Source organism: Rhizobium sp. FG113 (assembly GCF_057809895.1).
In genome coordinates this window covers 337,439-351,479 of the sequence record NZ_JBMDKV010000001.1, presented here as the reverse complement: position 1 = coordinate 351,479, position 14,041 = coordinate 337,439, and the positions used below count along the sequence as shown (strand labels likewise).

Here is a 14,041-nt window from a genome sequence, read left to right as displayed (position 1 = left end):
TTGCATGCGGCTCCGCCTTGGCGGGGTTGCGTATATTGAGCGCACGCGTCATGACGGGCCTGCGAATTTAATTGCGGGCGAATATATGTCGGACAAAGAGGTAGCCATCATCGGCGGTGGGCCGGCGGGGCTTATGGCGGCGGAGATCCTGTCTTCAGCCGGGCATAGGGTCACGGTCTACGAGGCCATGCCGACGGTCGCTCGAAAATTCCTGCTCGCCGGAAAATCCGGTCTCAACATCACCCATTCCGAAGACTATCAACGCTTTGCGACGCGCTTCGGCAGCGCGAACGATCGGCTGCGCGATGGGCTCGACGCCTTTCGCCCTGACGACATCAGGCAATGGGCCGCCGATCTGGAGACCGAGACCTTCGTCGGGACCTCCGGACGCGTCTTCCCCGTGGCGATGAAGGCATCGCCTTTGTTGCGCGCGTGGATCAGGCGGCTGGACGCGCAGGGGGTTACAATCCGGACGCGGCACCGCTGGCAGGGCTTTTCCGACGGTGGCTATCTATTCCAGACGCCCGAAGGCGACCTCGTCGTGCAGCCCGATGCCACCCTGCTCGCACTCGGCGGCCAGAGCTGGCCGCGCCTTGGCTCGGACGGTCGCTGGGTCGATTGGTTGCGAAATGAGGCCATTGCGGTTCAAGATTTCCAACCGGCCAATTGCGGCTTCGATGTCAACTGGAGCGCGGTGTTTCGCGAGCGCTTCGCCGGCGCTGCGGTCAAGTCCGTGGTGGCGACCTCGCCGGCGGGATCGACGCAGGGAGAGTTCGTCGTCACCAAACACGGCATCGAGGGTAGCCTGGTCTACGCCCAGGCAGCCGCATTGCGAGACGCGCTGGCATCTGGACAGCCTGCCGAACTCATCGTCGACCTAATGCCCGGGCGGACGCTGGAGCGGATCGAGCGCGATCTCGCGAAGCAAGACGCCAAGACGAGCCTCGCCAACCGGCTGCGCAAAGGCGCCGGCCTCGATGGCGTGAAGGCGAACCTCGTTCGCGAATGCGGCGATGACGCCGATCTGCGCGACCCCGCTCGGCTGGCGCGGTTGATCAAGGCGCTGCGGATCCACGTCGTCGCCCCGCGCCCGATCACTGAAGCCATTTCATCGGCGGGCGGCGTCGCATGGGACGAGATCGACGAGCACTACATGCTGAAGCAGCGCCCCGGCCTGTTCGTCGCCGGTGAGATGATCGATTGGGAAGCCCCAACGGGTGGCTATCTGCTCACCGCGTGCTTCGCCACCGGTCGCGCCGCCGCGCGCGGAATTGCAGACTGGCTGCGGGCCTGATCAACCCGCGCTTCCAGTCACTTCTCCTTCCCTTGCATGCTCGTCTTCCGGCCGCTTGATCCGGAACCAGGCGAGATAGAGCGCGGGCAGGAAAAGCAGTGTCAGCACCGTGCCGACGATGATGCCGCCCATCATGGCGTAGGCCATCGGCCCCCAGAACACCTCGCGTGAAATCGGGATGAGCGCAAGGCTCGCCGCCGCCGCCGTCAGCAGGATCGGACGCATTCGATGCTGCGTCGCCTCCCGCACCGCATCCCAGGGATGATGCCCCTCTCGCCTGAGTTCCTCCACCTGCACGACAAGGATCACCGAGTTGCGGATCAGGATGCCGATAAGGGCAAGGATGCCGAGGATCGCCACGAAGCCCATCGGCGCGCCGCTCGACAGAAGCGCGATCACGACGCCGATCAGCGCCAGAGGCGCGACCGCGAAGACTAGAAACAGCCGAGAGAAGCTCTGAAGCTGGATCATCAGGATCGTCGCCATCGTAAACAGCATCATCGGCACCACGGCGGCGATCGGCGCCTGGCTTTTGGCGCTCTGCTCCACGCTGCCGCCCACCTCGACGGTAAAGCCTGTTGGCAGCTGGGCGGTGTAGGCATCGATATCCTTGGCCAGCTGATCGACAACCGTCGCCGGCTGCTTGTTGTCGATGACGGCGGCCTTGAGGGTAACGGTCGGCAGACGGTCGCGGCGCCAGATTCGTGGCGGCTCGGTCTCGTAGCGGAAATTCGCGATCGCCGCCAAGGGAACGGAGTTGCCATTGCTGGTACGCAGCTGCAGGTCGCGCAGCGTCTCGATCGACCGCCGCTCGGATGCCTGAGCGCGCGCAAGAACGGTGATCAGGTAGATATCATCGCGCACCTGCGTCACCGACGCACCACCAACGATGCCGTTCAACGCCGACGCGATATCCTCCGAGGTGACACCAAGCTGGCGCGCCTTGTCCTGGAGGACATCGACCTTCACGACACGCTGCGGCTCGTTCCAGTCGTAAACCACATCGCCAAGCGACCGGTTCTGACTCATCACCGCGCCGAGTTCCAGCGCGCGCTGGCGGACCTGTTCGATATCAGGACCGCTGAGGCGGTAGGCAACCGGGCGGCCGACCGGCGGACCGATGTCGAGCAGCTTCACATAGGCATCGGTGCCGACGAATGTCTTGGTAAGATACTCCTGAAGATCCACGCGAAGCTTGTCGCGCACTTCAAGGCTCTTGGTGATGATCACCACCTGGCCGAAAGACGGGCTCGCCGGCTGCACGTCGAAAGACAGAACGAAGCGTTGCGCGCCCTGCCCGACATAGGTGGACCAGCGCTCGATATCCGGATTGCCCTGCAGCTTCTCCTTCTCGAACTGCGCCATCTGCTTGTCGGTTTCGCTGATCGAGGCGTTGTTGGGCAGCGCAAAATCGACGATCAGCTCCAGTCGGTCGGACGATGGGAAGAATTGTTCCTGGACGAAGCGCATCCCGTAGACCGCGCAGGCAAAGGCGATGACCGTCGCCGCGATGGTGATCCAGCGGAAACGCATGCAGACATCGAGGATCTTCGCGAAGCCGTTTGCGAACCAACCGCTCTTCTCCTCATGCCGCTTCATCGTCTTGGGCAGGATGGTCACCCCGAGCAATGGCGCGAACACCACCGCCACGATCCACGACACGACCAGCGACACAGCAATGACCACGAAGAGCGAGAAGGTGAACTCGCCTGCCGCGCTGTTGTTGAGGCCGACCGGCATGAAGCTCGAGACGGTGACCAAGGTTCCCGTCAACATCGGGAAGGCGGTATGCGAGTAGACGTAGGTCGCAGCCTTGGTGATCGGATCGCCAGCCTCGAGCCGCGCGACCATCATTTCCACGGCGATCATGGCGTCATCGACAAGCAAGCCGAGCGCGATGATCAGCGCGCCAAGCGAGATGCGCTGCAGCGAGATGCCGTCATATTCCATGAAGACAAAGGTGATCGCCAAGGTCAGCGGGATCGCAAACGCGACGACCAGCCCCGCACGCCAGCCGAGACTGACGAAGCTCACCAGGAGCACGATAATGATCGCTTCCGCCAGCGCCCGCGTGAACCCCGACACCGCCTCCTCGACGATGACGGGCTGGTCGGCCACGAGATGCGGTTCGATGCCGATCGGCAGCGTCGCATGCACCTTGCGCAATTCGGTCTGCAGCGCCTTGCCGAACTCGAGCAGATTGGCGCCCTGCTTCATGCCGATGGCGAGTGCGATTGCCGGCATGCCGTTGACCCGAAAGAGCGCGGTGGGTGGATCGGTGTAGCCGCGCGTGATCGTCGCGATATCGCTCAGCCGGAAGAAGCGGTTGTTCACCTGCAGATTGACGCTGCGCAGGCTGTCTTCCGAGGTGAACTGGCCGCTGACCCGCAGACTGACGCGTTCGCCCTGTGCCTGCAGCACACCCGATGGCGTGATGGCGTTCTGCGATTGCAACGTGTTGAGCACATCCGCCTGGCTGATGCCGAGGGCTGCGAGCTGGCGGGTCGAGAATTCGAGGAAGATCACCTCATCCTGCGCACCGACCAGATCGACCTTCCCGACATTCGGGACAGTCAGGATGCTGCGGCGCACGCTCTCGACATAATCCCGCAGCTGGCGCTGCGTGAACCCATCGGCAGTGAAGGCGTAGATGTTGCCGAAAACGTCGCCGAAGCGATCGTTGAAGGTCGGCGTCTGCACGCCCGAGGGGAATTGCCCCTCGATATCGCTGATCATGTTGCGAACGTCGACCCAAATCCCCGGCACGTCGCGCGCCTTGGTCGAATCCTTGAGGTAGACGAACACCGTCGTCTGGCCCGCGATCGTCAGCGAGTTGGTATAGTCGAGCGAGTCCAGCTCCTCGAGCTTGCGCTCGATGCGCTCGGTGACCTGCCGCGTCGTCTCCTCGGCGGAAGCGCCGGGCCACTGCGTGGAGATCGTCATCGTCTTGATGGTGAAGTTTGGATCTTCCTCGCGCCCGAGGTTCATGTAGGAGAAAATCCCCAGCAGCGCGAAGACGATCATGAAGTACCAGATCATCGACCGGTGTTCGAGCGCCCAGTCGGAGAGGTTGAACTTGTTCATGAGCGCGCCCCACCCTCGACCTTGATCTTCTGCCCCTCTTTCAGGCTATGGACGCCGGCGATGACGACGCGCGTCCCCGGCTCCAGACCCGAGACGACCTCCGGATGCGCCGACGTCTTGTCGCGTAGCTTCACCTCCTGCGATCGAACGGTTTCGGCCTTCTCATCCACGATCCACACCAGCGTCTTGCCGTCCTGATTGAGGACTGCCGAAGCCGGCAGGAACAGCTTTTTGATATCGCGAGCCTGCCGGATGGCCGTGATCGTTGTTCCTATCCTGAAGGCGTCGGGCGGGTTCTGCAGCGCGATCTTGACGCGGCGCGTGCGGGTCGCGGCATCGGCGGCCGGCGCCACCTCGCGCACGACACCCGCCGATGTGATCGACGGATTGATCTGCAGCAGGATGGAATAGGCATCCCCTATCGCGGGGATCAGTTCGCCCTCGGGAATGTCGATGACCGCATCACGCTCACCTGGCATGGCGACGGTCAGCACGGATTCGCCGGCCGATACCACCTGCCCCACCTCGACGGAGGTGGCGGTTACGACCCCGTCGAAGGTCGCGAGAAGCTGCGCGTAGGAAAGATCCTCGTTCGACTTGTCGAGCGCGGTCTGTGCCTGCACCACGGCCGATTGCGCGGTCTGGGTTGCCTGCACGCTGCTCTCAAGGCTGGACTTGGTACCCGTTCCGCCTTGGAAAATCGCGCGGGCGCGCTCCTCGGAGGACCTTGCATTGGCGAGCTGCGCCTGCGCATTGGCAAGCTCAGCCTGCGCCGATCTCACCGCAAGCTCCAGCGAGGTGGGTTCAAGTGACGCCAGGAGCTCGCCCTTCGTCACGACATCGCCCGCATTCACATCGCGCGCCACCATAAGGCCGCCGACGCGAAAGCCGAGGGGCGTCTCCGTCTTCGGCGCAACCGTTCCGGCGAAGCTCGGCGTCGGCAGGTTCGAGAGCTCGATGATGCTCGACAGGACTGGCCGTATCGGGGGAGCGGTCTCCTTTTCTTCGCTGCATGCGCTGAGCGCGATGATCATCGGGATAACAAGAAGCTTCGGGATAGAAGACCGCCGCATCAGCTCTGCCCTCCTTCGACCGTCACCTTCTGTCCCGGCCGCAGCATCTTGCCTCCATCGGTAACGACCATTTCGCCGACATCGAGCCCGCCCGATATGATCACGCGGCCGGTCTCGTAGGTCGCGACCTTGACCGGCTTCAGGCTAACGGTTTCATCCTTCTGATCAATCACCCAGACCGCCGGTTTGCCGTCGATGGCAAACAATGCCGTCCAGGGCAGGATGATCATCTTCGTCGGTGCCGATTGAGCGAAGCCCGTCACCGGCGCGCCCAGCGTCATCCTCGCAGGCGTCTCCTCAAGCGTGATCTTGACGCGCACGGTGCCAGTGGAGGTATCGATCGTCGGCGAGATTTCGCTGACCTTGCCGAAGGCAGTGACACTGGGATCGCTGACCAGCGCAATCTCGACCCTCGGTGTATCGGGTTTCGACTGCAGCAGCGTCTCGTAGATGTAAAACACCGCGTCGCGCGGCCCGTCCTGCGCCAGGGTGAACGCCGTCTGCGCCGCCTGCATCACCTGACCGACCTCGACGTTACGGGCGGTAATGATGCCATCGGCATCCGTCTTCAGCTCGGTGTAGCCGAGCGCATCCTGGGTCGTGCCGAGCTGTGCCTTCGCGTTATCGAGCGAACCTTTTGATGTATCGAGGGCCGTTGCCGCCTGATCATAGGATTCCTTGGAGATCGAACCGCTGGCGAGCAGCGTCTTGCGCCGCTCGAACTCCGAGGTTGCCTGCTCGACATCGGCCTGCGCGGCGACGAGCGCTGCCTGCGCGGCCTCGACATCGGCCTTCTGCTGCTGCGGATCCACCCTCGCGATCACCTGTCCGGCGGTCACATGCGCGCCGACATCGGCGGTCCACTCGGTGACCTTGCCGCTGACGCGGAACGAAAGGTTGGATTCGATATGCGCGGCGATCTCGCCGGTGAGTTTGATGCTGTAGCGGAAATCCTGAAGCGCGACAGGCTCGGCACGCACGGGAATGGTCAGTTCGGCGGGCTCGCCGCCCTCTCTTTGGCAGGATACGAACGAAAGGCATAAAAGAAGCAGGCTGAACGTCTTGATGTGCATCTTAGGAGTTCCCCCGAATTCCAAAACTGACACAAGCTGAGTAGGCCTTAAAGGCGCTGCGGACCCGTCGGCGGATGGCCTAAGGCTACAGCATGAAATCACTCCTAAAAATCTTATCTCCGCCGCGAACGCGCGGGTATAGACATCATGCCGTCACTGCTTCACGAAAAGGCGGTATGCGTTCGATATCAGCTGAACGCAACTCGCCCATGAAGCAAGTCGAGTGTAGCGCACTTCCGCAAAGATGCAATTAAGCGCAGGTTTTCGCTACCAAAGCGCGACCAAACATCGCGGGGACACGCCCATGGCATAAACCTCGTCTACTTGCGCGGCTGGAAGGTGTGCTCGGCGCCCGGAAACCGGCCGGCGCGGACGTCTTCGGCATAGGTCTCCACCGCTTGCGACACGAGCGGACCCAGCTCGGCGAAGCGCTTGACGAAGCGCGGCTTGAAATCGCTGAACAGGCCCAGCATGTCATCCGACACCAGCACCTGGCCATCGCAGGCGACCGACGCACCGATGCCGATAGTGGGGATAGACAGAGATGCCGTGATCTCGCGCGCCAGTGGCTCGACCGTTCCCTCGATGACGACGGCAAAGGCGCCGGCATCGGCGACCGCCGCCGCATCGCGGCGGATCTTCGTCGCCTCCTGCTCGGAATGCCCCAGCGAGCGGAAACCGCCCGCCGTGTTGACCAGCTGCGGCATCAGGCCAACATGAGCGAAGACTGGCACGCCGCGCGATGTCAGGAAAGCGATTGTCTCGGCCATCTCTTCGCCACCCTCGAGCTTGACCCCGTCGCAGCCCGTTTCCTGCAGGATGCGGACAGCGTTTCGGTAGGCCTGCTCCTTGGATTCCTGGTAGCTGCCGAACGGCAGATCGACGATGACGCAGGCATGCGACACGCCGCGCATGACGGCGCGGCCATGGGCAATCATCATGTCGAGCGTGACGCCGACCGTCGTCTCCATGCCGTAAAGCACCATGCCCAGGGAATCGCCGACCAAAAGCAGATCGCAATGCGGGTCCAGCAGGCGCGCGATGGGTGTCGTGTAAGCGGTGAGGCAGACGACGCGACTTCCTCCCTTCATCGAGCGGATCGAGGCCGTGGTCAGTCGCTTCTGCTTGCCCTGCGCGCTCATCAGGCGGCCCTCGACTGTGCCGTCAGGCCGATGACGCGGTTATCAAGCAGCCGCGTGCTGCCTACGCGCACGAAAAGCGCCACGAGCGCCGGCGCCGATTGCAGCGAGGTCAGCGGTTCGAGCGTCTCGGGATGCCTGACGGCGACAACCTCCGCACTCGCGAGCGGTTCGGATGCGACAAATCGGGTCAATGCGGCTTCCAGTTCCACGGGATCATCGCAGCCCTCGGCATAGAGCCGGGCCGCTTCGTCGAGCGTCCGCGGCACGATGACGGCAGCGGCGCGCTCCGTCTCGCTCAGATAGACATTTCGAGAAGAGCAGGCCAGGCCATCGGCTTCGCGCACCGTCGGCACCGCGACCACGTCGACCGGCTGCGCGAGATCCTCGACCATCCGCTTGATCAGCACCACCTGCTGATAATCCTTCTCGCCGAAATAGGCAGCATGCGGCTGGACGATATTGAAGAGCTTGGTGACGACAGTGGCGACACCGGCAAAATGGCCCGGACGGACCTCGCCCTCCAGCTGCCGGCCAATCTCCGGCACATCGACAACCGTCAGCATTGGGCGCGGATACATGTCCGTCACCTCGGGCGCGAACAGAAAGTCGACGCCGGCATTCTTGAGAAGCGCAGAATCCCGCTCGAGATCGCGCGGATAACGCGCCAGATCCTCGTTGGCGCCGAACTGCAGCGGATTGACGAAAATCGACACCACGGTCACGTCGTTTTCAGCCTTGGCGCGTGAGACAAGCTCCATGTGACCGATATGCAGAAAGCCCATGGTCGGCACCAGGCCGATCTTCTTGCCCTCACGCCGATAGATCTCCAGGCACGCCCTAAGATCCGCTATCGATTTGATAATACGCACGAAACCGTCCTCCGAAGCTCTCCGCCAGCGGGGCTGGCGCAAGAAGGTGGCGGATAGAACTCGATTTGACTGACAGCGTCAACGCAAGCGGCGCCATTATATCGATTAAGCTTCATTGCGACATGCGATTTTCCTATTGCTTTGATTTGCGCGCGGAAAACGACGTGGCAAGCAGGTGCGTCAAATCAAACTGTGGACAGACGGTGGATGCCTTCAGGCAATCCGGGCCTTCACGCAAACTTATGCATTCTTTTGTCCAAACTCTGCCCCAGTGATGGTAGAAGAACGGCATTGATAGACGAATGCCCTTCACGGGTGTCACGACGATGTCCGACAGCAGCGGAGGGACAGTGACCAATCCATACGAGATTCTCGGTGTCCGCAGGGACGCGAGCGATGACCAGATCAAGTCGGCCTACCGCAGGCGCGCGAAGACGACGCATCCGGATTCCGGTGGCGATCCCAGTGCCTTCGGGCGGGTGCAGAAGGCCTATGAACTGCTGCTCGATCCCGTTCGCCGCAAGGTGTTCGACGATACCGGCTATGACGTCGAACTCGCCGATCCCGTCGATCTGCAGGCGCTGATCGTTATCGAGAAGCTCGTCAATGAATTGACGCTGGACGAGCGCGAGCCCGGCACCTTCGATCCGCTCGCGCGCATGCGCGACGATCTCTCCGAGGACATGCGCAAGGCGCGCTTTTCCAAGCGGGAACTCGAGCGCCACGCCGCGCGTATCGAGCATCACCTGGAACGACTGGAAAAGCGGCCTTCGACCGATATTCTCGGCTCGATGCTGCGCGCCCGCGTCAAGGCGATCGCCTCTGCGATCAGCGAAACGGAGGCCAAGATCAAGGCCAGCGAGCGCGCCTGCGAGATGCTTTACGACTATGCCTATGAAGTGGACGTCAGCGAAAACGAAGACGGCCTCCTCACAGAAGAGGAAGCCGCTCCAACCATTGCCGCGCCACGGCGCGAAGATCGGCCGCTTTGGGTCGTGCCTGCCGCAGCCCAGGAGGGCTGAGGCAGGGGTTCAACTACATAGATCTCAGGCTGCGCGCTGTTCGGTGCCCTGAATAGCTGCAAGCTTCCAGTCGGTGCCGGATTTACGCACGAAGGTCCAGACCTCGGTGCTCTCGGTCGGCGAGCGCGTGTCGCCGCTCACCACCCGGCCGCCATCGCGCTCGATGACAGCATCGATGGACTGATAGCGCATCGCAAGCGTCGCGTAGTCGGAACCATCTTCACGCCAGGCTTCAGCGACATCGCCCTGCAGCAGCTTGACGTCGCTGACCTGGTTGCGAACACCGTTGGTGGCGTTTTCGCCCAGTTCCTCGGCGAGATAGGACATCGCTTCCGGCGTCGTCAGCTTGCGTAGCGTGCCGTAATCTTCAGCACCGTAAGCGGTCTGAACCTCGGTCAGGAGCTGCTCGAACCGGTCGAGGTCATCAGGCTTGATGCCGATTTCATCGCTCGGCTGATCGTTGCGCGGCTGCTGCGGGGCGGCATTAGAGCCGCCGAGGCCAAAGCCGGCTGCACCCGAACCGATGCTCGGGATACGGAAGGACGAGTTGCCGTTCGATGCCATCGGGCTGACGCCGCTCGGACGCGCCGAGCCATAGGCCGGCTGCTGGCCGCGATTGGCGAAGAAGCGGACAGCGAGCATGATGGCGCCGGCGATCAGAGCGAACTGCAAGAGCATGCCGAGGAAACCGAAGCCGCCGCCGAACCCGTGGCCGAGCAGCATGCCGAGCAAGCCTCCGGCAACCAGGCCGCCGATCATCGAACGGCCGAAGCCGCCAAACAGGCCACCACGCTGCTGAGCACCACCGAAAGCCGGCTGCGTCGCGGCGCCAGGCGCGTTGGTTTCAGGGCGCTGGCTCATCGAACGATCCATCGGAGCGGCAAGGGCCGGCGCGGTGCGGGTGACCGGTGGCGCCTGGAACGTGCGTGTACCGCGGCTGCCGAAACCGGAGCCTCCTGCCCGCCGCGCATCCGCATCCCCGATGGACGCAAATACGGTAACGCCTGTCAGGGCGGCGATCGCCGCAACCTTGGCAAAACGTGAAACGGCACGAGGCATCTAAAGTCTCCCATATGGCAACAGTTGAGTTTCGACCCCTTATATAGGTTTCTTTTTCCGCGTTTTAAGCTTTGCGTTGAATCTGGTTCAATTGTTCGTGTGTTGGCCTACTGGCAGACGTCGACCCACGTCGCTTTCGTCAGCTCCGCCAGGCGATCCGTTGCGATCCTGACGGCCGAATTCGTCGATCCCGCGGCGGGCACCACCACGTCGAATTGCTTGAGGGAGACGTCGCAATAAATGCGCAACGGCGACGGAAGCCCGAACGGGCAGACGCCGCCAACAGGATGGCTGGTCGCCTCGACGACCTCTTCGGCATTCAGCAGCCGCGCCTTGGTGCCGAACGTGTCCTTGAACTTGCGATTGTCCAGCCGCGCCAGACCGCCAGCAACCACCAGGATCGGCGCGTCATCTAGCCGCAGGCAGATCGTCTTGGCGATCTGCGCGGGATCGACGCCATGCGCCTCGGCCGCCTGCGCGACGGTCGCCGAGCTCATTTCGGTTTCGATGATGTCGATATCGGGAGCGGATTCGCTAAGGAACGCACGGACGGTCTCTAGGCTCATGGGCAACAATCATCCTTGATGTAGGTATTTGAAATCGTGCGTGTCACGTGAGCTCGGTCTGCGGCGGCCTTTGCGTGCTGGTCTCGATCAACCGCACATCGTTCTCAAGACAGAACTGCCGCACGGATGGAACCGGGCAGCGATCGGTAATGAAGGTGTGCACCTGGGAAAGCTGGGCAATTCTGACCGGCGCCGTGCGCTCGAACTTGGTGGAATCGGCGACAAGGATGACATGGCGCGCATTGGCGATGATCGCCTGCGCCACCTTCACCTCGCGGAAATCATAATCGAGAAGCGCGCCGTCTTCATCCAGCGCGGAGGCGCCGATCACGGCATAATCCACCTTGAATTGCCGGATGAAATCGACCGCCGCCTCGCCGACGATGCCGCCATCGGCGCTGCGCACGACGCCGCCGGCAATCACCACCTCGATGGCCGGCAACAGCCTCAGCCGGTTGGCGACGTTGATGTTGTTGGTGATCACCATGAGCTCATGGTGATTGATGAGGGCCTCGCCGACCGCCTCGGTCGTCGTGCCGATATTGATGAACAACGACGCATTGTTGGGAATGAGGCTTGCTGCGGCCAGGCCGATGGCCTGCTTTTCGCTTGAGGCGATCTGGCGTCGCGCCTCGTATTTGACGTTCTCGGTGCCGCTCGGGAAGACCGCGCCACCATGCACCCGGGTCAGGATCTGAGCGTCGCAGATGTCGTTGAGATCCTTGCGAATGGTCTGCGGCGTCACGGAGAAATGCGCTGCCAGATCCTCGACGAATATCCGGCCTTTCGACTTGGCCATATCGACGATTTCGGTTTGACGGTCGCTCAGGAACATTGTGCGAGTGCTTTCGCTTCAGTTTCGTTTTCTGCCCGAATATCCATAACAGAGCCGAAGCCGCCACGCAAAATGCGGTGATGACTTTCATTTATGACAAAAATTCGCGGCTCGGGTCACTTTACTGTGTATCGACGCGCCGGTGGTGCCGGGCTAGTGAAGCGCCGCGTCCCAGCCCTGCGGCGGACCACGCAATGCCTCCCAAGGCTCTTCCGCGATCGGCGGCTTGTCCGAGGACAAGCACGGCCGATCGCGGTCGAAATTCCCCCTCAAAACCACCCGGATACCAGCCCGGAGAAGAGCATCAGGCCTGAGGTAGACGCCGGCTCAGCGAGCACGAAATATACTTCGTATCACATCATTAAACTCTTGTAATAAATGACGAAAACGTAACAATTACCTTATCTATATTTAATTTGAAAATACAGTTCTGCCGGCAGATATGTATCTCACGCGTCTACTACTGGTGAAAGCCATCACGCGATCGAGCAACACATCCAAAGGACAGACATCATGTCAAACATCCTCAATCGCCGCCGGTCAGCAGCCCTTCTCGGCGCGGCAATCATCGTTGGCGCGGCCTCGCTGCCCTATGCGTTCGAAACGTCATCGGCCGTAGCGTCGCCGGCGTCGGTCGCCACCTCCCCCAACGGCAGCGGTTCGTTTGCCGATGTCGTCGATGCCGACAAGCCCGCGGTCGTGACCATCGTCACGACGATGAAGGCATCGGGCGCCGACGACGGCACCGACAATTCCGAGATGCAGCAGCAGTTCAAGCAGTTCTTCGAGCAGCAGGGCATTCCGGTCCCGCATCAGGCACCGCAATCGGGTGAGCATGCGCAGGCCCTCGGCTCCGGCTTCATTGTCAGCCCGGACGGCTACATCGTCACCAACAACCACGTCATCGCCAACGCCACCGATATCAAGGTGACGCTCGACGACGGCACGGAACTGCCCGGCAAGCTGATCGGCGCCGACGCCAAGGCCGATCTGGCCGTGGTGAAGATCGAGGCTCCGAAGGCCCTGCCGACGATCGCCTGGGGCGATTCCGGAAAGCTCAAGCTCGGCGACCAGATTCTGGCGATCGGCAACCCCTTCGGCATCGGCACGACCGTGACGGCCGGCATCGTCTCGGCACGCGGCAGGGATCTGCACAGCGGCCCTTATGACGACTTCATCCAGATCGATGCGCCGATCAACCATGGCAATTCGGGTGGCCCGCTCGTCGATCGCGACGGTCATGTCGTCGGCATCAACACCGCCATCTATTCGCCGAACGGCGGCAGCGTCGGCGTCGGCTTCGCGATCCCATCCGATGAAGCCAAGACGATCGTCGCCAAGCTGCAGAAGAACGGCTCCATCGAGCACGGCTATCTCGGCGTTCAGATCCAGGGCGTTACACAGGATGTCGCCGATGCGATCGGCCTTGCCAAGCCGCAAGGCGCGCTGGTCGCCGACGTCTCGGAAGGCTCGCCCGCTGCCAAGGCCGGCCTCAAGGCCGGTGACGTTGTCACCAACGTCGGAAGCGACAGCGTGACATCGCCGAAGGATCTCTCGCGCCTCGTGGCCGACCTCTCGCCCGGCGACAAGCAGACCGTAACGGTCTGGCGCGGCGGCAAGAGCGTCGAGCTCAAGGTTGCGATCGGCGGTGGCGACGATGGACAGCAGCTCGCAAGCGCCGGCGGTACTGAAAAGCATGCGCAGAGCGGACCGAGGATCGGCGTCGCACTGGCCGACCTCACCCCCGATATCCGCGCGCAGCTTGGCCTGTCGCAGAAAGTCGAAGGCGCTGTCATCGCCAACGTGGCGCCAGACAAGCCTGCGGCGAAGGCCGGCCTGCAGACCGGCGACATCATCCTGTCGGTGAACGACAAGACCGTTCATGACGCGAGTGAAGCTAAGAACGCGGTGGCGGATGCAGCAAAGACCGAGAAGAAGTCCGTGCTGCTCCTCGTACAGCGAGGCGGCAACAAGACCTTCGTGGCTGTTCCCTTCGCTGCGGCCTAGCGTTCGGAAGGACCGGC

General features: G+C 62.4%; 11 protein-coding genes. 3 read left to right on the top strand and 8 right to left on the bottom strand.

Translation table 11 applies throughout. The features are described 5' to 3' along the window. Positions 1–85: 85 nt before the first annotated feature. Positions 86–1,294, top strand: coding sequence for a TIGR03862 family flavoprotein (locus ACODTZ_RS01385; protein WP_489023213.1), 1,209 nt, complete (start codon positions 86–88; stop codon positions 1,292–1,294). Here the strand turns inward: ACODTZ_RS01385 and ACODTZ_RS01380 are convergent, their stop codons facing one another. From ACODTZ_RS01380 to panC, 5 genes are all read right to left on the bottom strand, one after another. Continuing rightward, on the bottom strand, positions 1,295–4,378 hold the full coding sequence (locus ACODTZ_RS01380; RefSeq protein ID WP_489023211.1) for an efflux RND transporter permease subunit: 3,084 nt from the start codon (positions 4,376–4,378) through the stop codon (positions 1,295–1,297). Then, entirely contained in the window at positions 4,375–5,451 is a 1,077-nt protein-coding gene (locus ACODTZ_RS01375; protein WP_489023210.1) for an efflux RND transporter periplasmic adaptor subunit, read from the bottom strand. Before ACODTZ_RS01375 ends, ACODTZ_RS01380 begins: the two co-directional genes overlap by 4 nt. After that, positions 5,451–6,524 carry an efflux RND transporter periplasmic adaptor subunit gene (locus tag ACODTZ_RS01370; protein WP_489023208.1) on the bottom strand — a complete coding sequence of 358 codons (1,074 nt, stop codon included), beginning with the start codon at positions 6,522–6,524 and terminating at the stop codon, positions 5,451–5,453. Before ACODTZ_RS01370 ends, ACODTZ_RS01375 begins: the two co-directional genes overlap by 1 nt. Positions 6,525–6,844: 320 nt before the next feature. Then, positions 6,845–7,666 (bottom strand): 3-methyl-2-oxobutanoate hydroxymethyltransferase, encoded by an 822-nt coding sequence (gene panB, locus ACODTZ_RS01365; protein WP_489023207.1) that lies wholly within the window; start codon positions 7,664–7,666, stop codon positions 6,845–6,847. After that, entirely contained in the window at positions 7,666–8,535 is an 870-nt protein-coding gene (gene panC, locus ACODTZ_RS01360) for a pantoate--beta-alanine ligase (protein WP_489023205.1), read from the bottom strand. Before panC ends, panB begins: the two co-directional genes overlap by 1 nt. Positions 8,536–8,885: 350 nt before the next feature. Between panC and ACODTZ_RS01355 the strand changes: the two genes are divergently transcribed. Further along, positions 8,886–9,557 (top strand): J domain-containing protein, encoded by a 672-nt coding sequence (locus tag ACODTZ_RS01355; RefSeq protein ID WP_112436634.1) that lies wholly within the window; start codon positions 8,886–8,888, stop codon positions 9,555–9,557. Positions 9,558–9,581: 24 nt separating this feature from the next. Here ACODTZ_RS01355 and ACODTZ_RS01350 read toward each other — a convergent pair whose 3' ends face one another. The 3 genes from ACODTZ_RS01350 to ACODTZ_RS01340 all read right to left on the bottom strand — a co-directional run bounded on the left by ACODTZ_RS01350 (position 9,582) and on the right by ACODTZ_RS01340 (position 12,017). Continuing rightward, on the bottom strand, positions 9,582–10,616 hold the full coding sequence (locus ACODTZ_RS01350; RefSeq protein WP_489023203.1) for a Tim44 domain-containing protein: 1,035 nt from the start codon (positions 10,614–10,616) through the stop codon (positions 9,582–9,584). Between the two features lie 107 nt (positions 10,617–10,723). Next, complete coding sequence (locus ACODTZ_RS01345; RefSeq protein WP_489023202.1) at positions 10,724–11,182, bottom strand: YbaK/EbsC family protein; 459 nt, start codon at positions 11,180–11,182, stop codon at positions 10,724–10,726. 43 nt (positions 11,183–11,225) lie between these two features. Further along, positions 11,226–12,017, bottom strand: coding sequence for a DeoR/GlpR family DNA-binding transcription regulator (locus tag ACODTZ_RS01340; RefSeq protein WP_489023200.1), 792 nt, complete (start codon positions 12,015–12,017; stop codon positions 11,226–11,228). 513 nt (positions 12,018–12,530) lie between these two features. Between ACODTZ_RS01340 and ACODTZ_RS01335 the strand changes: the two genes are divergently transcribed. After that, positions 12,531–14,024, top strand: a complete 1,494-nt coding sequence (locus ACODTZ_RS01335) for a DegQ family serine endoprotease (RefSeq protein ID WP_489023198.1) — start codon at positions 12,531–12,533, stop codon at positions 14,022–14,024. Positions 14,025–14,041: the final 17 nt, after the last annotated feature.